The sequence below is a fragment of the Paraburkholderia phenoliruptrix genome, from assembly GCF_047325075.1.
GTDB classification, from domain to species: Bacteria; Pseudomonadota; Gammaproteobacteria; order Burkholderiales; family Burkholderiaceae; genus Paraburkholderia; species Paraburkholderia phenoliruptrix.
Genome location: NZ_CP168531.1, coordinates 2,226,269 through 2,252,962, shown reverse-complemented (window position 1 = coordinate 2,252,962; position 26,694 = coordinate 2,226,269). Strand labels below are relative to the sequence as shown.

Here is a 26,694-nt window from a genome sequence, read left to right as displayed (position 1 = left end):
ATTGCAGCGCGGGCATCGAGGAAAGGCCACCGGGAACTCACGCCATCACGCCCATCTTTTTTCTCTCGGCCCGCTGCATGAAGTAATTCACCGCGATGACTCCGACAGTCACCACCGCAATGAACAAGGTGGCCAACGCGTTCATCTCAGGATTCAAGCCCAACCTGACGCGCGAGAACACCACCAGCGGCAATGTCGTCGATCCAGGCCCGGACAGGAAGGCGGACAACACCAGATCGTCGATCGACAGGGTAAAAGACAGCAGCCACCCCGACACGAGCGCCTGGGAAATCAACGGCAAGGTGATCGAGAAAAAGACGCGCAGCGGCGTCGCGCCGAGATCGAGCGCGGCTTCCTCGAGCGAAGGATGCAATTCCTTCACGCGCGATTGCACGATAATCGCCACATACGAAATGCACAGCATCACGTGGCCGATCCAGATCGTGAAAATGCCACGCCCTGCCGGCCAGCCGAGCCACTTGGCCATTTCGATGAACAGCAACAGCAGCGATATGCCCTGAATCACTTCGGGAATCACAAGCGGCGCGTTGATCATGCCGGTATACAGCGTGAAACCGCGAAAACGCCCCATGCGCGCGAGCACGAAACCCGCCCATGTGCCGATAATCACCGACGCAAACGCCGTCAGCACCGCCACCCTCAACGAAAGCCACGCGGCGGCGATCAGTTCGTCGTCGTGCAGCAATGCCGCATACCAGCGCGTCGAAAAGCGCGTCCAGACGGTAACGAGCTGCGATTCGTTGAACGAATAGACGATCAGGCTGACAATCGGCACATACAGAAACAGAAAGCCCAATGCCAGGGCGGTGAACTGCAGAATACGGTTCGGCTTCATCAGCGTCTTTCCTCCATCGCCTTCGCCTGCGCGTACTGGAAAAACGCCATCGGCACCAACAGCAACAGCACCATCGCACACGTCACGGCCGAAGCCATCGGCCAATCGGCGTTATCGAAGAACTCGTTCCACATGACGCGGCCGATCATCAGTGTATTCGCGCCGCCGAGCAATTCCGGAATCACGTACTCGCCCACCGCCGGAATGAATACCAGCAGACAACCGGCGATAATGCCGTTCTTCGAAAGCGGCAAGGTGATCTGCCAGAACGCTTTCCACGGCTTTGCGCCGAGGTCGTAAGCGGCTTCCAGCAGGGTCATGTCCATTTTCACGAGATGCGCGTAGAGCGGCATGACGAGAAACGGCAAGTATGAATACACCATGCCGATATAAACGGCGGTATTCGTGTGATACAGCTCGATCGGCGAATGAATCAGCCCCACCGACATGAGAAAATTATTCAGCAGTCCGTTGTTCTTCAGAATGCCGATCCACGCGTACACGCGAATCAGGAACGACGTCCAGAACGGCAGCATGACGGCCATCATCAGCAGATTACGGCGCGCCGGATTCGAACGCGCGATGTAATACGCCATCGGATAACCGATCAGCAGGCACAGCAGCGTCGAAATCGCCGCCACCACGACCGAATTCACATAGGTCGCGAAATACAGGCTGTCCGTGACGAGAAACGCGTAATGCGACAGATCGAGCTTGATGCTGAGCGCGCCGTCCGCGAAATTCGTCAGCTCCGTGTACGGCGGAATGCCAAGCTGCAAATCGGCAAAGCTGATCTTGACGACCAGCAGGAACGGCACCAGAAAAAACAGCAGCAGCCAGACGAAAGGACCGGCCACCACCGCAGTGCGCCCGCTCAGGTTGAAGCGCCGCACGGGCCAGTCGAGCCACGAATTGAACGCGCGCCTCATGACGTCAGCACCACGCCGGCCGATGCGCTCCAGCGCACATATACCTCGTCGCCCCACGTCGGCGGATCGATTTCGGTGAGGGCAAGGCTCGTCACGTTGGCGATCACGGTCTTGCCGCCGTCGAGCTTCACGTGATAGAGCGAGTAGCCGCCCATGTACGCGATGTTGGAGACGACGCCTTTGCCCCAGTTAAACGCGCCTTCGGGCGGCTTGCGCGTGAGCGCGATGCGCTCGGGCCGCACGGAAATGGTCACCGGCATGCCGAGCGGACCGGTAATGCCGTGGCTCACATAGAGCCGGCAGGTCAGATCGGACGTTTCGATGAACACGTGATCGGGCTCGTCCTCGACCGTATGGCCTTCGAACAGATTCGTCGAGCCGATGAACTCCGCCGAGAAGCGGCTGTTCGGATACTCATAGACTTCGTGCGGCGTGCCGAGCTGCACGATCTCGCCTTCGCTCATGACCGCGAGGCGGCTCGCCATCGTCATCGCTTCTTCCTGATCGTGCGTCACCATGATGCAGGTCACGCCAACCTTGTCGAGAATGTTCACCAGTTCGATCTGCGTGCGCTGACGGATCTGCTTGTCGAGCGCGGACATGGGTTCGTCGAGCAGCAGCAGCTTGGGCCGCTTCACCAGCGAGCGCGCGAGCGCGACGCGCTGCTGCTGGCCGCCGGAGAGCTGATGCGGCTTGCGCTTCGCGAAACGGCCCATCTGCACGAGCTCGAGCGCCGTCTGCACGCGCTCCTTCAATTCGGCCTTCGGCACGCCCTCCTGCTTCAAACCGAACGCGACGTTCGACTCGACCGTCATGTGCGGGAAAAGCGCGTACGACTGGAACATCATATTGACCGGCCGCCGATACGGCGGCAGTTGCGCGAGGTCCTCGCCGTCGATCAGGATCTTGCCCGAGGTCACGGTTTCGAGCCCGGCCAGCATGCGCAGCAAGGTCGACTTGCCGCAGCCGGAACTGCCGAGCAGCGCGAACAGCTCGCCCTTCTTCACCGACAGATTGACCCCTTTCACCGCCACGGTTTCGCCGAACTTCTTCACGACGTCGACAACCTGCACGAAATTGTCGGCTGCGTCGCTGACCGCGGCGTTGCTGCCGGCGGGCGGCACGGCCGTCCGGTCCAGCGCGCCCGACTGCTCACTACTCATCACAATGCATTACTCCGGCGTTTGACGAACAAAGCCCCCGGTGAACAACCGAGGGCTTCTTGATGATGCCGACCCGTTCATTCCGGCCGCGGTCAGCGGCCGGACTTGAACTCGGTCCAGAGCCGCGTCTGCAGCCGTTGCACTTCGGGCGGCAGCGGCTTCAACAGGAACAGCGTCTTGATGACGTCTTGCGGCGGATACACGGCCGGATCGTTCGCGACGTCCTTGTCCACGTATTTGCGCGCTTCGAGGTTCGCGCTCGGATAGTAGACGGCATTGGTGATCGCGGCATGCACTTGCGGCGTTTCAATGTAGTTGATCCACTCGAGCGCGGCTTCCTTGTTCTTCGCGTCCTTCGGAATCGCCATCACGTCGAACCACACAGGGGCGCCGCCCTTCGGAATGTAATACTCAATCTTGTAGGGCTTCTTCGCTTCGAGTGCGCGATGTTTCGCGATCACGACGTCGCCCGACCAGCCGTAGGCGAAGCACACGTCGCCGCCGACCAGATCGTTGATATAGCCCGACGAGTTGAACTGCGTGATATACGGACGGATTTTCTTCAGCATGGCAAGCGCGGCGCGATAGTCGGCCGGGTTCGTGCTCATCGGGTCCTTGCCGATGTAGTGCAGCGCGGCGGCGAACATCTGGTCCGGCGCGTCCAGCACGGAGACGCCACAGGCCTTCAGCTTCGAGATGTTTTCCGGCTTGAAGAGAATGTCCCAGTTATCGAGCGGCACGTTCTTGCCGAGGATCTGCTGCGCTTTCGTGACGTTGTAGCCGAGCCCGGTCGTGCCGTAGGCCCAGGGCACCGTGAACTTGTTGCCCGGATCCGCGCCGGCGACGAGCGCCATCAGCGACGGGTCCAGATATTTGAGGTTGGGCAGCTTCGACTTGTCGAGCGGCGCGAAAATGCCGGCCGCGATCTGCTTGCCGGCGTAATTGCTGGTCGGCACGACGATGTCGTAACCGGAATTGCCTGTCAGAAGCTTGGCTTGCAGCGTGTCGTCGCTGTCGTAGTTGTCGTACTTGACCTGAACGCCGGTCTGCTTGGTGAAGTTCGGAATGGTGTCCTTGGCGATGTAATCGGACCAGTTATACACGTTGAGCTGCGTGTCTTTCGCTGCCGCCGTCAGCCACGGCGCCGCGCACAAGACCAGCGCAGCCACTTGCCCCACTACCCGTCTTTTCATTCCGTTCTCCGATCCAGACCGGTCCGAGCCGGCCGTCCTCACGCACGCCGCGATGCAGCGCCGATGCTGCGCCTGCGGCTCCCCTGAAAAACCCGAAAACTACCATTAATTATTGCGCGGACCAAAAAAAATGCCGCACTGTCGCGCAAACGGTACAGCGCAAGCCGCGCCGCCGGAAAATGGGCGCAATTTTAGCGGGTTATCGGCGCGTGTCTACCTGAAAAAAACCCCGGCGGGCCGGGCGCCGGCAGGGCGGCGCGTTGGCCGGCTGTTCGGTGGACATCGAGTGTCGGGCGCGGGCTGGCCCGATGGAGGCTTGCAGCAAGCTTCGCGCGCGGATCGCGAGCCGGCGCGAAGCCGGACGACGGAGCACAATAGCTGACAGCGAGTGCGGCGGCGTGGGCCGCGGGCGTGGGCTTCGTGGGCTCGGTCGGCTCGGTTGGCCGGTTCAGGCTCGCCGGCAACCGTCTGCCGCCGCCGGGCAAACTGCAGCCCAATATCGCCCGCCGCCTGACGCCGGCACGTTGGCCGGCCGTCAACCGTCCCACCGGGCACAAGCCTTGCGAAATCAGGCCGTCCTTGACCTCAGGCATTCATGAACACGAATCCGTTCGCGCTGCGCCCAAACCGCCGTCGACGTCTGCCCGAAAGAGGCCCCGCGCACTGGTTCTCGTTCGTCGGCGCGGGCGCGCTCATCGCCGTCGGCTATATCGATCCCGGCAATTGGGCGACGGCGCTCGGCGCGGGCGCCGGCTACGGCTATCAACTGCTGGGCATGGTGGTGCTGTCGAGCCTGATGGCGATGCTGCTGCAATGGCTGTCGTCGCGGCTTGGCGTCGTCACCGGGCGCGACCTCGCGCAGGTTTGCCGGGAGCGTTCCGGGCGGCGCCGCACGGTCTTTTTGTGGCTGACGAGCGAAGTGGCGATCATCGCCTGCGACGTCGCCGAGGTGGTCGGCAGCGCCGTCGCGTTGCAGTTGCTCCTCGGCGTATCGCTGACGGTGGGCGTCCTGATGTCGGCGGTCTGCACGTTCGCGCTGCTCGCGCTCCAGCAGAAAGGCGGCCGCAAGCTGGAAGCGGTCATCGCCTCGCTGATCGGCTTCGTCGGCCTGTGCTTCGTGATCGAACTGGCGCTCGCGCGGCCCGACTGGCACGCAGCGCTCGCCGGTACCGCGCCGAGCGGCGCGCTGGTGCGCAACGCGGGCATGCTGTGGCTGGCGGCGGGCATCGTCGGCGCGACGGTGATGCCGCACAACCTCTATCTGCACTCGTCGCTCGTCAAGCACCATGCGCCGGACCACAGCGACGCGCAGATCCGGGCCGCGCTGCATGTCGTCAATATCGACACCATCGGTTCCCTTCTGTTTGCTTTCGTGATCAATGCGGCACTGCTGATCGTCGCGGCGGCGGTGTTTTACTCGAGCGGCCACCGCGACGTCACGGATCTCGCGGACGCCCATCGTCTGATCGCGCCGCTCCTCGGCACGCGCTGGGCGGGCATCCTGTTCGCGGCCGCTCTGCTCGCGTGCGGCCTCAGCGCGACCGTCACGGGGACGCTGGCGGGCCAGGCGGTGATGGAGGGCTTTTTGCAACTGCGTCTGCCGCGCTGGAAGCGCGCGCTGCTCACCCGCGCGCTCGCAATCGGACCGGCGCTCGTCGCGGTGACGATGTTCGGCCAGGAAGGCTCCAACCAGTTGCTGGTCGCAAGCCAGGTCGTGCTGAGCCTGCAATTGCCGCTCGCCGTCGTGCCGCTGATCCGCTATGCATCCGATGCCCGGCTGATGCGCGGCTGGCGCGTGCACGGCGTGCCGCTCGTGCTGGCGTGGCTGGCGGCGGGCTTCATCATCCTGCTCAACGGCGCGCTGCTGTGGCAGGTGGCGTTCGGCAGTTGATACGCGCACTCGCACGGCGGCGGCGACCCGTTCGCCCGTGGTTGCCGTGCACCCCGCAGCCCTACAAGCCTCGCGCCGTTTCGCTCGCGCGCCCTCGCCCTGGACGACAGCCCATGCCTCCTGTTTCCGTCTGCCTCGCGCTTCTTGTTGCTTCACCCAATCGCTTCACCGACCGCGCCTTCATGACGCAACGCCGCGCGCCCCGGCGCGTCGGCCGCGGCAGACTCGCGGGCGCTCTCGCGGCGCTGGCCTTGTTGAGCGCGCACTCAGGCGACGCGGCCGCCACGGTCGCGCTGCTGCAGCCGGCGCGCATCGCCGCCGCCAACGAGCCGCTGCAGCTCACACTGCTCTATTCCGCCGACGACGCCACTCCGCTCACCGTCACCGTGCCGCACACCTTGCGCGTGAACCTGAGCGGCGGCGAACAATCCCCGCGGCCGCTCGAACTCGCACGCGAGGCGGGCGTGCCCGACACGCTGCGTCTGCGGCCGGGCCAGTTCCGCAAGGTGCGCTTTACGGCGCCCTGGCCGGACGCGGCGCGCGGCGAAGTGCGCATTGACCCGCTGGGTTTCGACGCTTCGCCCGCGCTCGTCGTCATCAACCGCGGCCCCGACCAGGACGCGATCGCCCAGGCCGAGCGCAGCGAAGCACACGCGAGCACGCCCGCGCAGGCCGCGGCGACGGCCGCCGTGCTCGACGGCCCCTCGGGCGACGCGATCGCGCCGCCCGGCGACTCGCTGTCGACGACCGGACGCGGCGTGTTCGCTCACCTCTCCTACTACGAGCCGATGTACTTTGCCGCCGGCCACAACGGCGACACGAATGCGCGGCTGCAGTTGAGCTTCAAGTATCGCCTGCGTATTCCGGACGACCTGCGCTCCAAAGCGTTCACCGACAACCTGTACTTCGCCTATACGCAGACGTCGGTATGGGACCTCTCCGCGGCCTCGCGGCCGTTTCGCGACACGACGTACTCGCCGCAGCTGTTCTATTACGTGCCGGACACAGGCTGGCGCAGCCCGTTCTTCAGGAGGATGGGGTTCGCCGCCGGCGTCGCGCATGAATCGAACGGCAAAGGCGGAAACGATTCGCGCAGCATCAACATGCCCTTTATTCGCCCCACGTGGGAATTCGGCGATCTGACGGCGAACCATCTGACGGTGTCGCCAAAGATCTACTACTACTTCGGCACAAAGAACAACCCCGATATTGCGGCCTATCGCGGCTACGTCGACCTGCTCGTCAAATACGGCAGCCCGGACGGCTGGCAACTCGCCACCACGCTGCGCAAGGGCACGAAGCACTGGTACGGCAGCGTCGACACGCAGTTCACCTATCCGCTCGCGAAGCTGATCGGCAGCGCGTGGGGCGGCTATCTGTGGATCGGCTATTTCAACGGCTACGGCGAGGATCTGCTCGACTACAACAACCGTCAGCACTGGATGGCGCGGATCGGTTACAGCATTGCGCGATGAAGTGGCGGGGGCGAGTGCGCGGCTCGGCGCACCTGGGCTCGCGCCGCGTATCGGTTAACATAGCGGAACTCCGCTTTCCTGCTGCAAGGTTTCCGATGGCTTCCAATCTTCATGCTCTTCCCGACAGCCCCTGCATCGGCGTGTGCTCGACCCTTTTCGACGAAGTCTGCAAGGGCTGCGGCCGCACGGCCGGCGAAGTGTCCAACTGGGTGTTCATGAGCGACGAAGAAAAGCGCGTCGTATGGACGCGCATCGAGCAGGAAGGCACGGCCATGCGCTTTCAGAACGACAGGTTGTGAGAGATTCGCCGGGCGTCGCCTCAGACGTCCCGGCACAGCCGCCTGCAGGCCTACTTCATGCGCTGGCCGGCGTCGTCAGAAGCGCATACCGACGCCGAGCCCCACCACCACCGGATCGATGCTCACGCGGCCAAGCGGCTGGCCGCCGAGCGACGCGTCCGTGTGCATCCATATTTTCTTGATGTCCGCGTTGACGAACAGCGTCTTCGTGACCTGAACGTCGACGCCCGCCTGCAACGCCGGACCGAAGCTGTGATTGCGGATGGACACCGGCTGCCCGCCCGCGTGCAGGCCGTTGTTGTAGAACAACGTGTAGTTCATCCCCGCGCCGACGTAGGGACGCACGCGCCCGGCGTGATTGAAGTGATATTGCAGCAGCAAGGTCGGCGGCAGCACATTCACGCCGCCCAACCCGCCGATGCTCGACGTCAGCTGATGCCGCGAAGTCGCGAGAATCAGTTCGACGCCGAGGTAATCGCGGATCATGTAGGTCAGATCCAGCTCGGGCACGGTCGCGTTGCTCACGTCGGTGTTCAGCGTCGACAGCGCGCCTGTCGTCGAGACGCTCGGCATGATGCTGATCGCGCGCAGACGCACGAGCACGTCGCCGGCGTGAATGCCGCTCATCGCGTCGTCGCCGGCGGCATTCGCCTCGGCATGTACCTCAGTCGTCAACGCGGCCGCGCAGAACATGGCCGATGCCGCAACGGCAGCCCTGACTGTGTTGCTGAGCAAGAGTTTCATTTGCTTCCCCGAATAGTGGTGATGTGCGTGGATTGTCGAAGCTCCGGCCGGGCGGCCGTTTGACGCCCATCAACCGAGCGAGAACGCCCAGCGCCCTGCGACAGCCGGTCGCATCGCGCCGGTCAGCAGCAGTTCGATCAGGTCGTGCACGCTGCGAATGGCTGTGCCGAACGGCAGCGCTTCCTTGCCGCGGAAAAAGAGGCCGTTTGCCACGTCGCCGCGCAGCGCCGCGGCAAGCCGCGTGTCGATGCAGAAGTGACCGAACTTCTCCACGCCGTCGCGCCAGCCGCACACGCTCAGGCACTCGAGTGCGGTCGGGCACGCATGCCTGAGCGCGCCGACCTTCTCGCGAATCCGCGCCTCGTGCCGCAAATAGCGCGTGAGCCACGGCGTTTTCACGGCACGCGCCGGCAAGCCGGTCACGCTGACGAATTCGACGATGTCTTCCGGCGCTGCCTCAGCCAGCACGCGCTTGAAGTTCGGGTGCGCATCGCCCTCCTCGGTCACGGCGAACGGTGTGCCCAGCTGCACGCCGTTCGCGCCGGCGTCGAGCAGCCTGCGCACGGCCTCGTGGCTATTGATGCCGCCCGCGAGAATCAACGGCACGTCCCGGCGATCGAGTCCGAGCGAGACAAACACGGCGTCCAGTTCCTCGAGAATGCGCATGAAGTCGAAGCGCGGGTCGTTCATGTCCGCGATGTTGCTCACGCCGAGATGCCCGCCCGCATGCGCGGGGTGTTCGATCACGACCGCGTCGGGCAAACGGCCTTTCTTCATCCACTTCTTCAGCACGAGTGAGACGCCGCGGCTATCCGACAGGATCGGAATCAGCGCGATGTCGTGGCCTTGCGTCATCTCCGGCAGATCGAGCGGCAAGCCTGCGCCCATCACGATCGCGTCCGCGCCGCTTTCGCAGGCGACGCGCACGTAATCCGCCTGCGCGCTGACCGCCTTCATCACGTTGACGGCGATCATGCCGCGGCCTTCGCTGAGTGTCTTCGCCGCATGGATTTCGCGCGCGAGGGCCGTCAGATTCGCCTCGTCCAGCGTGGCGCGTTCGGGCGACTGGCGGCAGCGTTCAACGAGATCCGGATGGTGATGCCGCAGGTCGATGCTGGCGATGGTGCCGAGCGCGCCCTCGCGCGCGACGCTGCCGGCAAGCCGGTGTGCGGAGACACCGACGCCCATGCCGCCCTGCACGATCGGCAGTAGCGAGCGGCCGCGAATAACGAGTGGGGAGAACGAATGTGAATGGAGCATGGCTGACCCGACGAACGATTGGCAAAGCGTGGATCATCGTCCGTCGGGCGCAGCCGGGGTTGCGTCAGGTCAACCGGCTGGCGAATGCAGGCGCCGCGTCTGGGTCGCACTTGACGCCGGTCATGCTGATCAGACTTTGAATTGCATCGACTTGAGTTCGAGATATTCCTCGAGGCCGTAGACGCCGTTCTCGCGTCCAAAGCCCGACTGCTTGAAGCCGCCGAACGGCGCGGCCATATTCCACGCGCCGCCGTTGATGTCGACCTGGCCCGTGCGCATGCGGCGCGCGACGCGCTGCGCGCGCTCGTCGCTGCCGGCCCATACCGCGCCGCCGAGTCCATACAGCGAATCGTTGGCAATCCGAATCGCTTCTTCTTCGTCCTTGTAGGTGAGAATGGACAGCACAGGGCCGAAGATTTCCTCTTGCGCGATGGTGGCTTTCGGATGCACGCGGCCGAACACCGTCGGCTTGACGAAGAAGCCTTTGGTCACGCCGTCCGGCAGTCCCGCGCCGCCTGTCACGAGCTCGGCGCCCTCCTCGATACCCTTCGCAATGTACTGCTGCACGCGCGCCTGCTGCGCCGCCGACGCCAACGGTCCAAGGCGCGTTTTTTCGTCGCGCGGATCACCCGGTGTGTAGCTTTCGGCCGCCTGTTTCGCGAGCGCACGCGCTTCGTCGTAGCGCGCTTCGGGCACCAGCATGCGTGTGTGCGCGGAGCACGTCTGCCCGGAGTTGAGGAAGCACGCGCTGACGGTGCCTTTGACGGCGGCGGCGAAATCGGCGTCGTCTAGAATGACCGACGCCGACTTGCCGCCCAGTTCGAGCGCGACCCGCTTGATCGTCGCGGCCGCCAGTTCGGACACGCGTTTGCCGGCGCGCGTCGAGCCGGTGAACGACACCATGTCGACCGATGGATGGCTCGCCAGGATTTCGCCGACCACCGGCCCGTAACCGCTGACGAGATTGAATACGCCGGCGGGCAGCCCGGCTTCGTGAATCGCCTCGGCGAGGACGAACGCATTGAGCGGCGCGATCTCCGAGGGCTTGAGCACGACCGTGCAGCCGGCCGCGAGCGCCGCGGCGACCTTCAGCGTGATCTGGTTGAGCGGATAGTTCCAGGGCGTGATCGCCGCGACCACGCCGACCGGCTCGCGCACGACGAGCGAATTGCCCACGCGCTCCTCGAATTCGAAGCTCCCGGCAAGCCTGGCGTACGCGTTCCAGTTATAGACGGGACTGCCCACCTGGATTGCGCGCGCGAGCTTGAGCGGCATACCGACTTCGCCGGCGATGAGCGCGGCCAGTTCCTCGGTGCGCGCTTGCAGATTGGCCGCGATGCGTTTGAGATACTCGCCGCGCGTAGCAGCGGGCGTCGCGGCCCAGCCGTCGAAGGCCACGCGCGCCGCGGCAATCGCGCTTTCGGCATCCGCCTCGACGCCTTCGGGGATGCGCCCCATGAGCTCCTCGGTGCCGGAATCGATCACGTCGATCGTGCCCGTGCCGCAGGGCGCGATCCATTTGCCGTCGATGTAGAGGGTGTCGTAGGTCTTCATGATTCGGCCCTGGCTTCGGATGATGGTGGTTCTATTCTAACCAGCGCGGGGACTAAGGGATTTCGGGGGCGCCGGCGGGCGCGAGGCCGGCTGAACGAAAAAAGCCCGCTTCGACGAAGCGGGCTTTGCGTTCCGAGCCACGGACCTGTCTGCGCCAGGCGGGCGGGCTTTACTGCACCCCCTGGCTCGCCAGAAAGTCCTCGTAATTGCCGCCGAAGTCGTTCAGCGTGCCGTCCGTCTTCACTTCGATGATCCGGTTGGCCAGACCGCTCACGAACTCGCGGTCGTGCGAGACGAAAATCAGCGTGCCTTCGAACTTGTCGAGCGCGATCTGCAGCGACTCGATGGATTCCATATCCATGTGATTGGTCGGCTCGTCCATCATCAGCACGTTGTGGCGGCCGAGCATGAGCTTGCCCCAGATCATGCGGCCCTTCTCGCCGCCCGAGAGCACTTTCACCGATTTGCGGATGTCGTCGGCATTGAAGAGCAGCCGGCCGAGCGTGCCGCGCACCATCTGCTCGTCGTCGCCTTCCTTGCGGTAGGCGTCGATCCATTCCATCAGCGTGACGTCGTCGGGAAACTCCTCGTAGGTGTCCTGCGGCATGTAGCCGATGTTTGCGTTTTCCGCCCACTTCACCGTGCCGTGATCGAGCTGCAGATTGCCAAGCAGCGAGCGCAGCAGCGTGGTCTTGCCCGCGCCGTTTTCGCCGATGATCGCAATGCGCTCGCCCGGCTGCACGCTAATGCTGAAGTTGTTGAAGATGGTGCGCTCGTACTTCTTCGAGATGCTTTCCGCGACCACCGCAATGTTGTGCAGCTTCTTCTCGAACTCAAAGCGGATAAACGGATTCTGCCGCGACGACGGCTTGAATTCCTCGATCTTGATCTTGTCGATCATCTTCAGACGGCTGGTGGCCTGGCGCGCCTTCGACTTGTTCGCCGAGAAGCGGCGCACGAAGTCCTGCAGGTCGGCCACGCGCTCCTTCGCCTTGGCGTTCGCGGCCTGCTGACGCTCGCGCGCCTGCGTGCTCGCGAGCATGTAGTCGTCGTAGTTGCCCGGGTAGACCTTCAGCGTGCCGTAGTCCATGTCCGCCATGTGCGTGCAGACCTGGTTCAGAAAGTGACGATCGTGCGAAATGATGATCATCGTCGAGTTGTACTGGTTCAGCACGTCTTCCAGCCAACGGATCGAGTTGATGTCCAGGTTGTTGGTCGGTTCGTCGAGCAACAGCACGTCCGGCTTCGAGAACAGTGCCTGCGCGAGCAGCACGCGCAGTTTCCAGCCCGGCGCGACGTTGCTCATGGGCCCGTTGTGATCTTCAATGGCAATGCCGATACCGAGCAGCAGTTCGCCCGCGCGCGCTTCGGCCGTGTAGCCGTCGTACTCCGCGAACTTCGCTTCGAGCTCGGCGGCGTGCATGTAGTCGTCGTCGGTCGCGTCGGGGTTCGCGTAGATCGCGTCGCGCTCGGTCATGGCGGCCCACATTTCGGTGTGGCCCATCATCACGACGTCGAGCACGCGCACGTCTTCATACGCGAACTGGTCCTGGCGCAATTTGCCGAGGCGCACGTTCGGCTCCAGCATGACGTTGCCCGAGCTCGGCTCCAGGTCGCCACCGAGAATTTTCATGAAGGTGGATTTACCGCAGCCGTTCGCACCGATCAGGCCATAGCGGTTCCCTTCCCCGAATTTGACCGAGATGTTCTCGAAGAGGGGCTTCGGCCCGAATTGCATGGTGATATTGGCAGTAGACAGCACGGCGCGTCCCTTTGAATGTGATATCGGCGAAAAACCCAATATTTTAGCAGGTTTCCGGAATTCAACCCGGCGCCGATCCAACCTGCCGCGCGGCGCGCTACCGGCGGGCGTCGCCGCGCCGCGTCTGCAGAATGTCGATAAACGCCGAAAAATCGGCCTCGCCCAGTCCCATGGCGGCGCCGAGCCGCAACAACTGCTGCACCGTCGATGCAACCGGCATCGGCGTGCCGGTCTCATAGGCCGTGGCGGCGACGGTATCGACGTCCTTCTGGAACGTGCGCAGCGCGCCGATCGGCGCAAAGCCGCCTTGCGTCATGCGCGGCACGAAGCTTTGCAGCAGCACCGAATCGGCCCAACCGCCCGCGAGCGCTTCGGGAAGCCTCGCGGCGTCGATGCCGCTGCGCGCGGCAAGGCTCACCGCCTCGGCAATCGCCGCGATGGTCGCGGTGACGATCGTCTGATTGCAGAGCTTGGCGGTCTGGCCCGCGCCGACGTCGCCCATGTGCGTCACGCGGGCGGCGTAGGCGGCGAGCAAGGGCGTGACGGCCTCGACATCGGCCGCGGCGCCGCCCGCCATCACCGCGAGCGTGCCGGCCACGGCGCCCGCCACGCCGCCTGATACCGGCGCGTCGATCCAGCCGATCGGCGCGTTGGCCGCTGTGGCGGGGGTGTCCGCTGGCGCTGCTGAGCTTGCTGACCCTGCCGGCGCTGCCGAACCCGTGGCTTCTCGCCCGGTTGCGGCCCGCGCGGCGCCGGCTTCAGGGGCAGCGCCCGCGCCTGCGCGCAACGCCGATTCTTCGGCCGATTCTCCGCTCGTTTCTCCGCTCGTTTCTCCGCTCGTTTCTCCGCTCGTTTCCCCAGTCAACTCCGCCGCCCGCCGCGCCAACGCGCGCGTCGCCGCAGGCGGAATGCTCGAATGATCGACGATCCAGCGAACCCGGCGCGGCGCGGGGTCTCCGCCCGCATCAAGCAGCCCTGCCGGGCCGAACACGGTTTGCTCGACCGCCGCGGCATCCGCGAGACACAGCAGCACCGCGTCGCAGCGCCCGGCGAGTTCGCGCGGCGTATCGACGACCTTCGCGCCGTCCGCCGCGAGCGCCTCCGCCTTCGCCCGCGTGCGATTCCACACGTGCACCGTGTGCCCCGCGCGCAGCAGATGCCGGATCATCGGCGCACCCATCAGACCCGGACCGCAAAACCCAATTTCCACTTTCGAACCTCGTCGCGTTCAGATTGCATCGGACGGACATCATAACGGCGCGGCGCGAGGCGGGGCATGCCGGCCATGCGGAACATAAAGGACATAGCGGGCATGCGGCGTGCGACATCACGCGCTGATGCAGCGGCCGTGTGCTAGCGGCCGCGTTTCCTATACTTTCTGAACGCCAACGAAGATCAAAGGAGAAACCTCATGTCAGACCACGTCTACAAGCAGATCGAACTGACCGGCTCATCGACGAAATCGATCGACGACGCCATCAGCACGGCCATCGCCAAGGCGTCGAAAACGCTGCGCAACCTGCACTGGTTCGAGGTGACGGAAACGCGGGGCCAGATCGAAAACGACCGCGTCGCTTACTGGCAAGTGACGATCAAGGTCGGCCTGCGCATCGACGATTGACGCCGTCCGGGCGCGGCACGCGGCATCGCCGCATCGCCGCATCGCCGCATCGCACGAATCAGACAAAAAGAGCTGCGTTTCCCTACAAAGGGACGCAGCTCTTCCGTCATCAAGGCGCGAGCAGACGATCCCGCCAGGTGTTATCCGCTTACTTCGGCAGCGAACCGTCCACGCCTTCGACGTACCAGTTCAGACGCTGCAGTTCCGGATCGGTCAGCGTCTTGCCGGCCGGCACCTTCACCGTGCCCGACTGATCCTTGATCGGGCCGGAGAACACGTCCCACTTGCCGCCCGCAAGTTCGTCGCGCTTCGCGGCCACCTTCTTCTGCGCGTCGGCGGGAATCGCCGAGCTATTCAGATCTTCGAGATCGACGGCTTTCTGCGGAATGCCCCACCACACCGGATCGTTCTTCCATTTGCCGTCGAGCACCTGCTGGATCGCCGCGTCGTAGTACACGCCCCAGTGCGCGACCACGGAGCCGAGATGCGCGTTCGGGCCGAACTTCTTCATGTCCGAATCCCAGCCGAACGCGTGCACGTGCTTTTCGGACGCGGTGGCGAGCGTCGCGCTGGAGTCGGTGTTCTGCAGCAGCACGTCGGCGCCCTGCCCGATCAGCGTTTCGGCGGCCTGCTTTTCCTTGCCCGGGTCGAACCAGCTGTTGATCCAGATGACCTTGGTGTGCACCTTCGGATTCACCGAGCGCGCGCCGAGCGTGTACGCGTTGATGTTACGCACCACTTCCGGAATCGGCACGGAGGCGACGAAGCCGAGCGTGTTCGTCTTCGTGACATAGCCCGCGGCGACGCCGGCCAGATACGCGCCCTGATACATGCGCACGTCGTAGGTACCGAAGTTCGGCGCCTTCTTGTAGCCGGTCGCGTGCAGGAAGACCGTGTCCGGGAAATCCTTCGCGACTTTCAGCTCGAAGTCCTGATAGCCGAAGCTCGTCCCGATGATGACCTTGTTGCCCTTGTTCGCCAGATCGCGGAACACGCGCTCGGAGTCCGCCGATTCGGGCACGTTCTCGACGCGCGTGATCTTGATCTTGTTGCCGAACTTCGCTTCGGCTTCCTTCGAGCCCTGGTCATGCGCGAAGGTCCAGCCGGCATCGCCCGGATTGCCGAGATAGACGAACGCGACGCCCGGCGCGTCCGCGGCCTGCGCCGATTGCGCGAGCGGCGCGGTAGCGGCGGCAGCCAGCGCGAGCGAGGCGGCGCCCCATGCGAAAGCGGTCAGCAGATTTCTTTTCTTCATGTTTTCTCCTGTCGTGTTGATCCAGTCATTGAAACGTGTGGCCATGAACGCGGCGCGTCAGCCCGCCGAGAAAAACGGCTTGCCGAGCGACGCCGGCGCATTGAGGCGAATCGTGTTCGGGTTGCGTGAAATCAGCACCAGCACGACGACCGTCGCGACATACGGCAGCATCGCGAGAAACTGCGTCGGCACGGGCACGCCGATCGCCTGCGCGTAGAACTGCAGGCCCGTCACCGCGCCGAACAGCAGCGCGCCGATCAGCAGACGCCCGGGGCGCCACGTCGCGAACACGACGAGCGCGAGCGCGATCCAGCCGCGGCCCGAGGTGAGCTGTTCCTGCCAGAGGTGCAGATTGACGATCGAGTAATAGCCGCCCGCGAGCCCCGCCATGCCGCCGCCGAACGCGACCGCGCCGTAGCGCACGCCGACCACCGGAAAGCCCACCGAATGCGCGACCTGCGGCGATTCGCCGACCGAGCGCAGCACGAGCCCCGCGCGTGTGCGATACAGAAACCAGCCGATCACCGCGAACATCAGGAACGCGAGGTAATCGAGCGGCGTGAGACTGAAGAGCGCCGGCCCGAGCACCGGAATCTTCGAGAGGCCGGGAATGGCCCACGTGTCGATGCTGGCGCGCACGGCCGCCGACGTATACGGTTTGCCCACGTACGCGGAGAGCCCGATGCCGAAGATGGTCAGCGAGAGACCCGTGGCAACCTGGTTGGCGAGCATGGTCAGCGTGAGGAACGCGAACAGCAGCGACATGGCGAGCCCCGCGCCGATGGCGGCCAGCACGCCGAGCCACGGGCTGCCGGTGATCGCGGTGACCGCGTAGCCGGTTACGGCGCCCATCAGCATCATGCCCTCCACGCCGAGATTGAGGACGCCCGACTTTTCGGCGACGAGTTCGCCCGCGCCCGCGAACATCAGCGGAATCGCGGCGGTGACGGCGCTCGAGGTGAGCGCGCTGGCTTGTTGAATATCCATGGAATGCGGCGGCTAAATGGTAGCGGCAGGAGCCGAACGGTGAACGGGTCAGTGCGCTTGCGCGGCCACGGAGCGCCGGCGCACGCGGTAATTGACGAACAGGTCGGCGCCGAGCAGGCAGAACAGCAAGAGCCCCTGGAACACGCCCGAGAGCGCCTGCGGCAGTTGCATCGACGTCTGCACGGCCTCGCCGCCGAGATACAACAGCGCCATCAGCAGGCTCGCGAGCACGATGCCGAGCGGATGCAGCCGTCCCACGAACACGACGATGATCGCCGTGAAGCCGTAACCCGGCGACCAGGTGGCCTGCAACTGGCCGATCGGCCCGGCGATCTCGCCCATGCCGGCGAGACCGGCGAGTCCGCCGCTGATGAGAAGCGACATCCAGATGGTCTTCTTGTCGGAGAAGCCCGCGTAGCGCGCGGCGAGCGGCGCGAGACCGCCGACGTTCATCCGGTAGCCGGCGAAACTCTTCCTCATGAAGAGCCAGACGAGCGGGATCGCGATGAGGGTGATGAACACGGACGCGTTCAGCCGCGTGCCGCGCAGCCACTTCCAGTGCCAGTCGCCGTAAAGCGTCGGATAGAGCGCGTCGCCGCTGAACATTTCCGAGAGCGGAAAGTTCATGCCCTGCGGATCGCGCCACGGGCCGCTCACGAGATAGATCAGCAGCTGCGTCGCCACATAGGTGAGCATCAGGCTCACGAGAATTTCGTTGGTGTTGAAACGGCTTTTCAGCAGCGCGGGAATGGCCGCCCACACCATGCCGCCGATCACGCCGGCCAGCATCATCAGAAACAGGATCCACCAGCCGGTGGCCTGATCGAAATAGATCGCCACGCCGCTTGCGGCAATGCCGCCGAGCAGCATCTGCCCTTCGGCGCCGATATTCCAGACGTTCGCGCGATAACCGATTGCAAGGCCGAGGCCGATCAGGCACAGCGGCGAAGCCTTCAGCAGAAGCTCCGACCAGCCGTTCACGCTCGACAGCGGTTCGATGAAAAACGCATGCATGGCCTGCAGCGGATCGCGGCCGACGAGGCCGAAGATCGCGAAACCGATGGCGAGCGTCAGCAACGCGGCGATCAGCGGCACGGCGAGCTGCATGGTGCGCGACGGCGTGGTGCGCGCTTCGAGTCGATACGGAAGAATCATGGGTAGCGTGGTTATTGTCCGGTTCTTGTACGGGGCGCCGGCGGGCTCAGACGTGCGCCGGATGTCCGGCTGAAGGCGCCGTGCCCTCGCGGCCGCCGAAGAGACCCGCCATCCAGCGGCCGATTTCCTCGGCGTTGGTCGCGCCCGTGGCGCGCACCGGCGAAAGCCTGCCGCCCGCGAGCACCGCGATGCGGTCGCAGATGTCGAAGAGCTCTTCCAGTTCCTCGGAAATCACGAGGATCGCCACGCCGCGCGCCGACAGATCCAGCAACTGCTGGCGAATGAAGGCCGCGGCGCCGACGTCGACGCCCCATGTCGGCTGCGCGACCACCAGCACCTTCGGTGCCTGGAGAATCTCGCGGCCCACGATGTACTTCTGCAGATTGCCGCCCGACAGACTCTGTGCGAGCGCTTCGGCGCCGCCGCAACGCACGTCGAAGGCGTCGATGCAGCGCTTTGCAAACGCGCGCATCGCGCCCGCCCTGATCCAGCCCGAGCTCACCATCTTCTGACGATGCGCGGTCAGCAGCGCGTTTTCGGAAAGCGTCATCGCCGGCACGGCGCCGCGGCCAAGCCGCTCTTCCGGCACGAAGCCGAAGCCGAGCGCGCGCCGCGCGCCCGCGCCGAGGCGCCCCGCGGGCTTGCCGCAGATCCTGATGGCGTCGGCCGGCTGCCGGCTCGCGCCGCGCTTTTCGCCAGACAGCGCCGACAGCAATTCCGCCTGGCCATTGCCCGATACACCGGCAATGCCGAAAATTTCGCCCGCGTGCACGGCAAACGAGACGTTGTCGAGCGACGTGCCGAACGGGTCGTCGCTCGCCACGGACAACGCCCTGACGTCGAGCAGCACCTCGCCCGGATTGTGCTCGCGGCGCGTGTAGTCCGGCAGCGAATGGCCGACCATGAGTTGCGCGAGCGACGCGTGCGTCTCCTCTTTCGGCTCTACATGGCCGGTCACGCGGCCGCCGCGCATAACCGTCGCGGTGTCGCACAGTTCCTGAATCTCATCGAGCTTGTGGCTGATGTACAGAATGCTGCAGCCTTCCGCGGCGAGGCGGCGCAGCGTCGCGAACAGCTTGCGCACGGCCTGCGGCGTGAGCACGGACGTGGGTTCGTCCATGATGAGAAGACGCGGGTTCTGCAACAGGCAGCGCACGATCTCCACACGCTGGCGTTCGCCGACCGTCAGGCTATGCACGTGGCGCTGCGGGTCGATCTCGAGGCCGTAATCGGCCGATACTTCGCGGATGCGTTTTGCAAGCGCCTTGAGGTCGAACGGCTCGTCGAGCGCGAGCGCGATGTTTTCCCCGACCGTGAGCGTCTCGAACAGCGAAAAGTGCTGAAACACCATGCCGATGCCGAGCTTGCGCGCCGCCGCCGGGCTCGCGATCTCGAGCGTCTCGCCTTCCCACTGGATTTCGCCCGCGTCCGGCCGCACCGCGCCGTAGATGATTTTCATCAGCGTGCTCTTGCCCGCGCCGTTTTCGCCGAGCACCGCGTGGATCTCGCCCGGCGCGACGATCAGCGTGACGTCGTCGTTGGCTCGCACGGCCGGATATTGTTTGCTGATGCCCTTGAGCATCAACCGCGGCGCCGCCTGTTCCGGCCGGGGTGCCGTCCCGCGTGCCGGCTGCGCGGCAGCGCCGTCGCTATAAGAAGAGTCGCTCATGTGATTCCGTCATGCGTCAGTAAAGCCGGTTGGGTACGTTCGTCGCGTTGCACCCGACGATCCGTCACCACAACCGGATGACAATACCTAATTCGCCCCGCTCAGTCGAGCCGACAAAATTCGCGGAAAGCCCCGCCACAGCACGCTCTGCGGGTATGCCTCCCTTGACGCCGCTTTTCGTTCATATTAAAACGCATATACCCCACCACCCCGTCGATCAGCCAGAACATATATTTCGGAGAAGTCATGAGTCAGCAACGCGAGGCGATCGATACCTATCTTTTACGCGTCTTGCACACCTTGTTGATGGAGCGCAGCGTCACGCGCGCGGCCGTCAAACTTAATCAATCGCAGCCTGCGATCAGCGCCGCGCTGCGCCGCCTGCGCGACATCACCGGCGACCCGCTGCTCGTGCGCGGCAAGTCGGGCATGGTGCCGACCGAATACGGCCTGCGCCTGCTCGAGCCGGTGCAGAACGCGCTGCGGGAAATCGAACGCATCAAGTTCCAGCAACACAACTTCGATCCGGCGACGTCGATCCGCTGCTACCGGATCGGCTGCCCGGATTATCTCAACGTGCTGTTCGTACCGACGGTGGTCGAGCGCTTCCGTCAGGCCGCGCCGAACGCGACGCTCGAATTTCATTCGCTCGGCCCCGCGTTCGACTACGAACTGGCGCTCGAGGACGGCAAGCTCGACATCGTCGTCGGCAACTGGCCGGAGCCGCCCGAGCAGCTGCATCTGTCCAACCTGTTCGTCGACCAGATTGTCTGCCTGATGAGCAACACGCACCCGTTCGCCAAGCGCGGCGGTCTCACGCTCGACCAGTACCTGAACGCCCCGCATCTTGCGCCCACTCCGTATTCAGTTGGCCAGCGCGGCGCGATCGACGTGCATCTCGCGCGCGAACGCCTGAAACGCCACGTGGTCGTCACGCTGCCGTACTTCAATCTCGCGCCGTACGTGCTGATCAAATCCGATCTGATCTTCACGACGACGCGCCTTTTCGCCGACTACTACGCGAAGTTCCTGCCGCTCACCGTGGTGCCCGCGCCGCTCGACTTCCCGCCCATGCAGTACTACCAGCTCTGGCACGAGCGCGTCCATTATTCGGACGAGGTGCGCTGGCTGCGCAGCCTCGTCGCCGAAGCGACCAAAACGCTGATCGACAAGCCTTGATGCCGCAGCGCCGGGCGTCGCCGCGGGCGCGTGCGTGCAACGGCTCGCAGGAGCGCCCGCGGCACGCCGCACCGCGCCTTACCCCGCGGCTTCGTAAAGCGTTTGCGCCAGCCGGTTATGCCGCTCGATGACCGGTCCCAGTTCCAGCGTCGTCAACTGCCCGTCCCGCACCACGACCTTGCCGCCGATCACGCTATGACTCACCTGCGACGGCGCGCAGAACACCAGCGCCGCCACCGGGTCGTGCAACGCGCCGGCAAAGAGCGGCTGACGCAGATCGAACGACACGAAGTCCGCCGCCATGCCGGGAGCAAGCGCGCCGATGTCGTCGCGATTGAGCACCCTGGCGCCGCCAAGCGTGGCGATCTCCAATGCTTCGCGGGCGGTCATCGCATCCGGGCCAAAACCGACGCGCTGCAACAGCAACGCCTGGCGCACTTCGGCAACCATCTGCGCGCCGTCGTTCGACGCCGAGCCGTCCACGCCGAGGCCGACCGGCACACCCGCGCGCCGCATCCGCCCGACTGGCGCAATGCCGGACGCAAGCCGCATGTTCGAGCACGGACAATGCGCGATGCCCGTGCCCGTGCGCGCAAAGAGCTCGATGCCGGCATCGTCCAACTGCACGCAGTGCGCGTGCCACACGTCGCGCCCGACCCAGCCCAGATCTTCCGCGTATTGCGCGGGTGTCATGCCAAATTTCTCGCGGCTATAGGCAATGTCGTTGCTGTTCTCCGCAAGATGCGTGTGCAGCGACACGCCATAGTGCCGCGCCAGCACCGCCGACTCGCGCATCAGGTCGCGGCTCACCGAAAACGGCGAGCACGGCGCGACGACCATGCGCAGCATCGCGTAACGGCCGTCGTCGTGATATGTCTCGATGAGCCGTTGCGTGTCTTCCAGAATGTCCGCCTCGCGCTCCACCACCGAATCGGGCGGCAGGCCGCCGTCTTTGCGCCCCACGCTCATGCTGCCGCGCGCCGCGTGAAAGCGCATGCCGATGCGGCGCGCGGCGGCGATGCTGTCGTCGAGCCGGCTGCCGTTCGGGTAGATATAAAGATGGTCGCTCGACGTGGTGCAGCCGGAGAGCAAGAGCTCGGCCATCGCGGTCAGCGTCGATACTTCGATCATCTCCGGCGTGAGATTCGCCCACACCTTGTACAGATTCGTGAGCCAGCCGAACAACTCGGCGTTCTGCGCGGCCGGGATCGCGCGCGTCAAGCTCTGGTACATGTGGTGGTGCGTATTCACGAGGCCCGGAATCACCAGATGCCCGCGCATGTCCAGCACTTCGTCCGCGGTGGGCGGCAGTTGCGCCGTTGGCCCGACCGCGACGATGCGGTTGTCCTCGATATAAAGGCCGCCGTCGCGCAACTCGCGCCGCGCGCCGTCCATCATGACGAGCACGTCTGCGTGCTTCACCAGCAGGGTTCTGCGTGGCTTGTTCGTGTTCTGTAATGCCTCTGCCATCGCCATCCGTTTTCTCCGCCTGATTGCTTCCGTGCAAAGTCGTCCGAACGCGATGTGACGGCGCACGAACCGCGCCGCCGCGTCCCGTCGAACGCCGTTGGCCCGGTTACCCAGCGTCATGCGCCGTCTTCGGGACGTGCGCCGCGCAGCAGGCCCGTGCTGTCTGCCCGGGCCGGCCGTTGCTGCGGCGCACAGGCGTAACCTTCGACGGCCAAAATAACGATGGCAACTCGCGCCGCTGCGATAACCATCTTCAGGCTGCCGATATAGTGGGCCATTTTTGACGCCGGTACGATCCAGTGGGGATCGTATGCGCCTGAAGCGTCGCGCGGCTTTCAGCGCACTGTCCTTCATGCGCCAGCTATTATCTTTCTTATCGGGCGCGCGCTGGACAGAACAACTTTTTACAATGGCTGCCACGGCGCTCGCTTCAATTCGCCGACGGGTATGTAGCCACTGACGTGGAGCCTCGATCCGCCGCACACGTATCTGGATCGGGCCGCCGCCGAAACCTCGCAAACACACAAGGAAAACTGCGAATGGGAAAGCTCACTACCCATGTGCTCGACACCGCGAACGGCCGTCCCGGCGCGGGCATCAAGGTCGAACTCTTCGCGCTTTCGGGCGACACACGCCGCGCGCTGAAAACGACGCTCACCAATGACGACGGCCGCTGCGACGAGCCGCTCCTGCAAGGCGACGCTCTTGTCGCGGGCGAATACGAACTGGTGTTCGCGGCGGGCGACTACTTCGCGTCGATCGGCACCAGGGTGCCCGAGCCGCGTTTCGTGGATCGCGTCGTGTTGCGCTTCGGCATCGCCGACGCTGCTGCGCACTATCACGTGCCGCTCCTCGTGTCGCCCTGGTCGTACAGCACCTATCGGGGCAGCTGAGCGCGTCGGCGCAATACGTGTTCTACGCAAGAGCCCAATAAAAACCCGGCAAAACGACGCCGTGCGAACTGAGCGCATGGCGTCTTTCACCCGCAGTCCGCGGGGCGGCGTCCGGCAGGCGCAATCCATCCGTCAGGCGGATGCGCGAGGCACGGCCCGCCGCTGCGCGAACAACGAATCAGAAGTGGAGGAGTTTCATGGAAGGCTTTATCACCGACTGGTTGAATCTCGCGATTCGCTGGTTTCACGTCATCGCCGCCATTGCGTGGATCGGCGAGTCGTTCTATTTCGTCGCGCTCGACAACAGCCTGAGACCGCCGCAGGACCCGAACCAGCGCCGGCGCGGCGTGTTCGGCGAACTGTGGCACGTGCACGGCGGCGGCTTCTACAACATGCAGAAGTACACGGTCGCGCCGCCCGAAATGCCGGACGACCTGCACTGGTCGAAGTGGCCGTCCTACACCACGTGGCTGTCGGGCTTCGGTCTTTTCACCGTGCTGTATCTGTTTTCGCCGTCCACGTATCTGATCGACAGGAATGTGCTCGACATGGGCCCGGTGGTCGCCGTCGCGTCGGCGCTCGGCTTTCTCGCGGCGGGCTGGATCGTGTACGACTCGCTGTGCCGGATGCTCGGCAACAAGGACAAGGTGCTCGGCATCTGCGTCGGCGTGTATGTGCTGATCGCGGCGTGGCTCGCGTGTCACATCTTTGCGGGACGCGCAGCCTATCTGATCATGGGCGCGATGCTCGCGACGATCATGTCGGCGAACGTGTTCTTCGTGATCATTCCCGGCCAGCGCAAGATGGTCGACGCGATGTTGAAGGGCGACACGCCCAATCCGGTCTACGGCAAGCGCGGCAAGCAACGCTCGGTGCACAACACGTATTTCACGCTGCCCGTGGTGTTCGCGATGCTGTCGAACCACTACGCGATGACGTACACGCATCCGTACAACTGGGCCGTGCTCCTCGTGATCATGCTGGCCGGCGCGCTGATCCGTCAGTTCTTCGTGATGCGTCATCGCGGCCAGGTGCTGTGGTATCTGCCGCTGGTGGGCATCGCGCTGATGTTCGGCGCCCTCTTCTGGACCATGCCGAAGCCGATGGTCGCGCAGGCGCAGGCCGCGAACGCGCCCACGGTGAAAGTGGCCGACATCGCGCCTGTGTTGCAGCAGCGCTGCGTGGCATGCCACTCCGCGCATCCGACGATGATGGGCAGCGCCCCCGCTGGCGTGCTGCTCGATACGCCGGATGAAATCTCGCAGAACGCGCAGCGGATCTACCAGCAAGCGGTCACGCTCAAGGCGATGCCGCTCGGCAACGTGACCCACATGACCGACGACGAGCGGATGAAGATCGCCGCCTGGTTCCAGGGTGGCGCGGCGAAGTGATTGAAGTGCGGCCGGGCCGCTTGTTGTCCCGGCCGGTGAATGTCTCAAAGCGGGTTTTTCGCGCAAGCGGGAAGCCCGCTTTTTTGCCGGCTGGGCAGATGGACTTACCGGGGACCTCACGCCGCGGCGGTCGGTCGAAAGCTGCCGCCGGCCGCGGCCAAAAACGCGGCGCCCGTGGCGAGGTGTGGGGCACAGCTTGGGCCCCAGCAGCTTGGGCCACAGCAGTGGCACGCCTGCCTTCAGCCGTTCGGCAGTTTCGGTGCGTGAACTGCGAGGCGGCACCGAGCGCCACACGACGGAACTCCGCAGCAACAGAACCGGCAAGCAAAAAAGGCTCACGGCATGTCTGCCGTGAGCCCTTCAAACACTGCTACCGCTTGCCGTCGGAAGGCACCGACGAGAAAACCTAAACCGCCACCGCGCTCAATGCATCCTCGGTCAGCCACAGCGGCTGCGCCAGATCCTGCTCGTTGAGGTTGAGCCCCTCCCCGCCACGATCCACGACGATAAAGTCGCTCACGTCGCCCAACGCGATCAGCGGGTGATGCCACACGCCCTTCGCGTAATTGACGCCCTGCCAACCGCTCGTGACAAAAGCGCGGATTTTCGATTCGTCGAGCTCGCCCGCCGGCGCGACGACGACGAGATACGGCTTGTCGTTCAGCGGCACGAACGCCTGGCTGCCGAGCGGATGCCGCTCCAGCATCTTCACTTCGAAAGGCAGGCTGCGCGGCTGTCCGCGAAACAGGTTCACGAGCGTGCGGCCGTTCTCGTCCGTCACGTCCACTTTCGCCAGATCGTGATAGCGGATCGTCGTGCCGAGATTGATCGGAATCTGCTTCGCGCCCTCGAGCTCGATCACATCGCCGAATGCGGCGAAAGCTTCCTTTGTCAACGGTTCGATCGCGAGCGTCTTCATGATGCGAGCGTGCCCCACAGACGCAGACGCGACACGCCGCCGTCCGGAATGATGTTAAAGCGCACGTGCGTGACCGGCCCGAGCGCGGCGATCTCGCTTTCGAAGTAATGCTGCTTGTCCATTTGCAGCTTCTGCTCGCCGAGCAGCACCGGCCAGAACATGGCTTGCGTGATGAGCGAGCTGTCCGTGCCGCCGGTGACATACGCGGCCTGGATCGAGCAGCGGTCCGGATAATTGCCCTTGAAGTGCGCGGTGTCGACTTCAATCTTCGTAATCACGCCCGGCTGTGCCAGCGCAACGATCGCCCAGTCGTTGCCCGGTTCGCGGCGGCGCCGGGTTTCCCAGCCGTCGCCCATGTTCACGCCGCGGCCCGGCATCAGGATGGTGGAGGCCGCGCCGAAGTGCTGATTATTCGCGGCGACGAGGTAGGCGCCGTTTTCCATCGCGGCCAGATCGAACAGCTCCGTGCGGCTCGCGCCCGCCCAGTCGACTTGCGGCTGGCCGTACACACGCAGACGCGCGATGCCGCCGTCCGGATAGATGTTCACGCGCAGGTGGGTGTAGGCAGTCGCGTCGCCGACTTCCAGATAGTGGTGGCTATTGCCCTGCAACGTGGTCGACGGCACGATTTCGGTCCATTGCGTCGACTGGTTCGGCACGCCGTCCACCACGCGCGCGGCCTGCACGGAAGCGGCCGGCGGAAAGTTGCCGGTGAAGTGGCTCGTGTCGAGGTCGAGTCCCTTGATCACGCCCGGACGCGCGAGCTTGACGATGCACCAGTCGTAGCCCGTCACGCGCTTGCGGCGCGTTTCCCAGCCGTCCATCCATTTGCCGTGCTCGTCGTACTTGCCTGGAATGAAGACGGCCGGTTCCGGATTCAGCATCCGCTCCTTCGGGGCGAAGAATTCGTCGCTGGCCTCGAGCGCCTGCGCGCCGAGACGCGGGTCCGCCAGATTCACGTAGCGGCGCGTGAATTCGGGTGCGTTGGGGTCGAGAATCGGGAGTGCCATCTTTGTCTTCCTTGATGTT

The 26,694-nt window shown here is 64.7% G+C and carries 24 protein-coding genes; 7 read left to right on the top strand and 17 right to left on the bottom strand.

Annotation, left to right across the window (positions count from 1 at the left end):
* Positions 1-37: 37 nt before the first annotated feature.
* The 4 genes from ACEN8U_RS22185 to ACEN8U_RS22170 all read right to left on the bottom strand — a co-directional run bounded on the left by ACEN8U_RS22185 (position 38) and on the right by ACEN8U_RS22170 (position 4,141).
* Positions 38-856, bottom strand: coding sequence for an ABC transporter permease subunit (locus ACEN8U_RS22185; RefSeq protein WP_013588146.1), 819 nt, complete (start codon positions 854-856; stop codon positions 38-40).
* Entirely contained in the window at positions 856-1,785 is a 930-nt protein-coding gene (locus ACEN8U_RS22180) for an ABC transporter permease subunit (protein WP_035479744.1), read from the bottom strand. Before ACEN8U_RS22180 ends, ACEN8U_RS22185 begins: the two co-directional genes overlap by 1 nt.
* The gene (locus ACEN8U_RS22175; RefSeq protein ID WP_310110185.1) at positions 1,782-2,948 is read right to left on the bottom strand and encodes an ABC transporter ATP-binding protein; all 1,167 of its coding nucleotides are present in this window, start codon (positions 2,946-2,948) and stop codon (positions 1,782-1,784) included. The genes ACEN8U_RS22180 and ACEN8U_RS22175 overlap by 4 nt, the downstream gene beginning before the upstream one ends.
* A 92-nt stretch (positions 2,949-3,040) precedes the next feature.
* A complete protein-coding gene (locus tag ACEN8U_RS22170; RefSeq protein ID WP_013588143.1) occupies positions 3,041-4,141 on the bottom strand; it encodes a polyamine ABC transporter substrate-binding protein in 1,101 nt (366 codons plus the stop codon).
* A 595-nt stretch (positions 4,142-4,736) separates the two neighbouring features.
* Here ACEN8U_RS22170 and ACEN8U_RS22165 point away from each other — a divergent pair.
* The 3 genes from ACEN8U_RS22165 (at position 4,737) to ACEN8U_RS22155 (ending at position 7,806) form a co-directional block, all read left to right on the top strand.
* A complete protein-coding gene (locus ACEN8U_RS22165; protein ID WP_310110183.1) occupies positions 4,737-6,032 on the top strand; it encodes an Nramp family divalent metal transporter in 1,296 nt (431 codons plus the stop codon).
* A gap of 113 nt (positions 6,033-6,145) precedes the next feature.
* The gene (locus ACEN8U_RS22160) at positions 6,146-7,507 is read left to right on the top strand and encodes a phospholipase A (RefSeq protein ID WP_310110181.1); all 1,362 of its coding nucleotides are present in this window, start codon (positions 6,146-6,148) and stop codon (positions 7,505-7,507) included.
* A gap of 95 nt (positions 7,508-7,602) precedes the next feature.
* Positions 7,603-7,806, top strand: a complete 204-nt coding sequence (locus ACEN8U_RS22155) for a DUF1289 domain-containing protein (protein ID WP_310110180.1) — start codon at positions 7,603-7,605, stop codon at positions 7,804-7,806.
* A gap of 75 nt (positions 7,807-7,881) precedes the next feature.
* Here ACEN8U_RS22155 and ACEN8U_RS22150 read toward each other — a convergent pair whose 3' ends face one another.
* The 5 genes from ACEN8U_RS22150 to ACEN8U_RS22130 form a co-directional block, all read right to left on the bottom strand.
* Positions 7,882-8,550, bottom strand: coding sequence for an OmpW/AlkL family protein (locus tag ACEN8U_RS22150; RefSeq protein ID WP_310110178.1), 669 nt, complete (start codon positions 8,548-8,550; stop codon positions 7,882-7,884).
* A gap of 69 nt (positions 8,551-8,619) precedes the next feature.
* On the bottom strand, positions 8,620-9,810 hold the full coding sequence (locus tag ACEN8U_RS22145; protein WP_310110177.1) for a nitronate monooxygenase family protein: 1,191 nt from the start codon (positions 9,808-9,810) through the stop codon (positions 8,620-8,622).
* Positions 9,811-9,939: 129 nt separating this feature from the next.
* Entirely contained in the window at positions 9,940-11,364 is a 1,425-nt protein-coding gene (locus tag ACEN8U_RS22140) for an aldehyde dehydrogenase family protein (protein WP_310110175.1), read from the bottom strand.
* 169 nt (positions 11,365-11,533) lie between these two features.
* Positions 11,534-13,126: an ABC-F family ATPase gene (locus ACEN8U_RS22135; RefSeq protein ID WP_013588136.1), complete on the bottom strand. Its 1,593-nt coding sequence runs from the start codon at positions 13,124-13,126 to the stop codon at positions 11,534-11,536.
* Between the two features lie 97 nt (positions 13,127-13,223).
* Complete coding sequence (locus tag ACEN8U_RS22130; RefSeq protein WP_413657568.1) at positions 13,224-14,336, bottom strand: NAD(P)-dependent oxidoreductase; 1,113 nt, start codon at positions 14,334-14,336, stop codon at positions 13,224-13,226.
* Between the two features lie 201 nt (positions 14,337-14,537).
* Between ACEN8U_RS22130 and ACEN8U_RS22125 the strand changes: the two genes are divergently transcribed.
* A complete protein-coding gene (locus tag ACEN8U_RS22125; RefSeq protein WP_006051763.1) occupies positions 14,538-14,747 on the top strand; it encodes a dodecin in 210 nt (69 codons plus the stop codon).
* A gap of 148 nt (positions 14,748-14,895) precedes the next feature.
* Here the strand turns inward: ACEN8U_RS22125 and ACEN8U_RS22120 are convergent, their stop codons facing one another.
* Genes ACEN8U_RS22120 through ACEN8U_RS22105 form a run of 4 tightly spaced genes read right to left on the bottom strand, consistent with a single transcriptional unit; the run spans position 14,896 to position 19,813 of the window.
* Positions 14,896-16,002 carry a BMP family ABC transporter substrate-binding protein gene (locus tag ACEN8U_RS22120; RefSeq protein WP_310110172.1) on the bottom strand — a complete coding sequence of 369 codons (1,107 nt, stop codon included), beginning with the start codon at positions 16,000-16,002 and terminating at the stop codon, positions 14,896-14,898.
* Between the two features lie 57 nt (positions 16,003-16,059).
* Positions 16,060-16,989, bottom strand: a complete 930-nt coding sequence (locus ACEN8U_RS22115) for an ABC transporter permease (protein ID WP_310110170.1) — start codon at positions 16,987-16,989, stop codon at positions 16,060-16,062.
* Positions 16,990-17,037: 48 nt separating this feature from the next.
* Positions 17,038-18,144 carry an ABC transporter permease gene (locus ACEN8U_RS22110; RefSeq protein ID WP_013588132.1) on the bottom strand — a complete coding sequence of 369 codons (1,107 nt, stop codon included), beginning with the start codon at positions 18,142-18,144 and terminating at the stop codon, positions 17,038-17,040.
* Positions 18,145-18,190: 46 nt separating this feature from the next.
* The gene (locus ACEN8U_RS22105; RefSeq protein WP_310110169.1) at positions 18,191-19,813 is read right to left on the bottom strand and encodes an ABC transporter ATP-binding protein; all 1,623 of its coding nucleotides are present in this window, start codon (positions 19,811-19,813) and stop codon (positions 18,191-18,193) included.
* Between the two features lie 246 nt (positions 19,814-20,059).
* On the opposite strand from ACEN8U_RS22105, the gene ACEN8U_RS22100 reads away from it, so the two are divergent.
* Complete coding sequence (locus ACEN8U_RS22100) at positions 20,060-20,992, top strand: LysR substrate-binding domain-containing protein (protein WP_074764203.1); 933 nt, start codon at positions 20,060-20,062, stop codon at positions 20,990-20,992.
* A 78-nt stretch (positions 20,993-21,070) separates the two neighbouring features.
* Here the strand turns inward: ACEN8U_RS22100 and ACEN8U_RS22095 are convergent, their stop codons facing one another.
* On the bottom strand, positions 21,071-22,468 hold the full coding sequence (locus ACEN8U_RS22095) for an 8-oxoguanine deaminase (RefSeq protein WP_310110161.1): 1,398 nt from the start codon (positions 22,466-22,468) through the stop codon (positions 21,071-21,073).
* Positions 22,469-22,578: 110 nt separating this feature from the next.
* Positions 22,579-22,740 carry a hypothetical protein gene (locus ACEN8U_RS22090; RefSeq protein WP_310110160.1) on the bottom strand — a complete coding sequence of 54 codons (162 nt, stop codon included), beginning with the start codon at positions 22,738-22,740 and terminating at the stop codon, positions 22,579-22,581.
* Between the two features lie 261 nt (positions 22,741-23,001).
* On the opposite strand from ACEN8U_RS22090, the gene uraH reads away from it, so the two are divergent.
* Complete coding sequence (uraH, locus tag ACEN8U_RS22085) at positions 23,002-23,355, top strand: hydroxyisourate hydrolase (protein ID WP_013588129.1); 354 nt, start codon at positions 23,002-23,004, stop codon at positions 23,353-23,355.
* A gap of 197 nt (positions 23,356-23,552) precedes the next feature.
* Positions 23,553-24,746 (top strand): urate hydroxylase PuuD, encoded by a 1,194-nt coding sequence (locus ACEN8U_RS22080; protein ID WP_310110158.1) that lies wholly within the window; start codon positions 23,553-23,555, stop codon positions 24,744-24,746.
* Between the two features lie 406 nt (positions 24,747-25,152).
* Here the strand turns inward: ACEN8U_RS22080 and ACEN8U_RS22075 are convergent, their stop codons facing one another.
* Positions 25,153-25,665, bottom strand: a complete 513-nt coding sequence (locus ACEN8U_RS22075; RefSeq protein WP_310110156.1) for an ureidoglycolate lyase — start codon at positions 25,663-25,665, stop codon at positions 25,153-25,155.
* Entirely contained in the window at positions 25,662-26,675 is a 1,014-nt protein-coding gene (gene alc / locus ACEN8U_RS22070) for an allantoicase (RefSeq protein ID WP_013588126.1), read from the bottom strand. Before alc ends, ACEN8U_RS22075 begins: the two co-directional genes overlap by 4 nt.
* Positions 26,676-26,694: the final 19 nt, after the last annotated feature.

What these genes read in the sequence shown, in the direction of transcription:
- ACEN8U_RS22160 (WP_310110181.1), top strand. Translation starts at nt 6,146, where the DNA reads ATGCCTCCTGTTTCCGTCTGCCTCGCGCTTCTTGTTGCTTCACCCAAT.
- ACEN8U_RS22155 (WP_310110180.1), top strand. Translation starts at nt 7,603, where the DNA reads ATGGCTTCCAATCTTCATGCTCTTCCCGACAGCCCCTGCATCGGCGTG.
- ACEN8U_RS22185 (WP_013588146.1), bottom strand. Translation starts at nt 856, where the DNA reads ATGAAGCCGAACCGTATTCTGCAGTTCACCGCCCTGGCATTGGGCTTT.
- alc (WP_013588126.1), bottom strand. Translation starts at nt 26,675, where the DNA reads ATGGCACTCCCGATTCTCGACCCCAACGCACCCGAATTCACGCGCCGC.
- ACEN8U_RS22110 (WP_013588132.1), bottom strand. Translation starts at nt 18,144, where the DNA reads ATGATTCTTCCGTATCGACTCGAAGCGCGCACCACGCCGTCGCGCACC.
- ACEN8U_RS22080 (WP_310110158.1), top strand. Translation starts at nt 23,553, where the DNA reads ATGGAAGGCTTTATCACCGACTGGTTGAATCTCGCGATTCGCTGGTTT.
- ACEN8U_RS22165 (WP_310110183.1), top strand. Translation starts at nt 4,737, where the DNA reads ATGAACACGAATCCGTTCGCGCTGCGCCCAAACCGCCGTCGACGTCTG.
- uraH (WP_013588129.1), top strand. Translation starts at nt 23,002, where the DNA reads ATGGGAAAGCTCACTACCCATGTGCTCGACACCGCGAACGGCCGTCCC.
- ACEN8U_RS22180 (WP_035479744.1), bottom strand. Translation starts at nt 1,785, where the DNA reads ATGAGGCGCGCGTTCAATTCGTGGCTCGACTGGCCCGTGCGGCGCTTC.
- ACEN8U_RS22105 (WP_310110169.1), bottom strand. Translation starts at nt 19,813, where the DNA reads ATGAGCGACTCTTCTTATAGCGACGGCGCTGCCGCGCAGCCGGCACGC.
- ACEN8U_RS22100 (WP_074764203.1), top strand. Translation starts at nt 20,060, where the DNA reads ATGAGTCAGCAACGCGAGGCGATCGATACCTATCTTTTACGCGTCTTG.
- ACEN8U_RS22090 (WP_310110160.1), bottom strand. Translation starts at nt 22,740, where the DNA reads ATGGCCCACTATATCGGCAGCCTGAAGATGGTTATCGCAGCGGCGCGA.
- ACEN8U_RS22140 (WP_310110175.1), bottom strand. Translation starts at nt 11,364, where the DNA reads ATGAAGACCTACGACACCCTCTACATCGACGGCAAATGGATCGCGCCC.
- ACEN8U_RS22170 (WP_013588143.1), bottom strand. Translation starts at nt 4,141, where the DNA reads ATGAAAAGACGGGTAGTGGGGCAAGTGGCTGCGCTGGTCTTGTGCGCG.
- ACEN8U_RS22175 (WP_310110185.1), bottom strand. Translation starts at nt 2,948, where the DNA reads ATGAGTAGTGAGCAGTCGGGCGCGCTGGACCGGACGGCCGTGCCGCCC.
- ACEN8U_RS22115 (WP_310110170.1), bottom strand. Translation starts at nt 16,989, where the DNA reads ATGGATATTCAACAAGCCAGCGCGCTCACCTCGAGCGCCGTCACCGCC.
- ACEN8U_RS22150 (WP_310110178.1), bottom strand. Translation starts at nt 8,550, where the DNA reads ATGAAACTCTTGCTCAGCAACACAGTCAGGGCTGCCGTTGCGGCATCG.
- ACEN8U_RS22095 (WP_310110161.1), bottom strand. Translation starts at nt 22,468, where the DNA reads ATGGCGATGGCAGAGGCATTACAGAACACGAACAAGCCACGCAGAACC.
- ACEN8U_RS22125 (WP_006051763.1), top strand. Translation starts at nt 14,538, where the DNA reads ATGTCAGACCACGTCTACAAGCAGATCGAACTGACCGGCTCATCGACG.
- ACEN8U_RS22075 (WP_310110156.1), bottom strand. Translation starts at nt 25,665, where the DNA reads ATGAAGACGCTCGCGATCGAACCGTTGACAAAGGAAGCTTTCGCCGCA.
- ACEN8U_RS22145 (WP_310110177.1), bottom strand. Translation starts at nt 9,810, where the DNA reads ATGCTCCATTCACATTCGTTCTCCCCACTCGTTATTCGCGGCCGCTCG.
- ACEN8U_RS22120 (WP_310110172.1), bottom strand. Translation starts at nt 16,002, where the DNA reads ATGAAGAAAAGAAATCTGCTGACCGCTTTCGCATGGGGCGCCGCCTCG.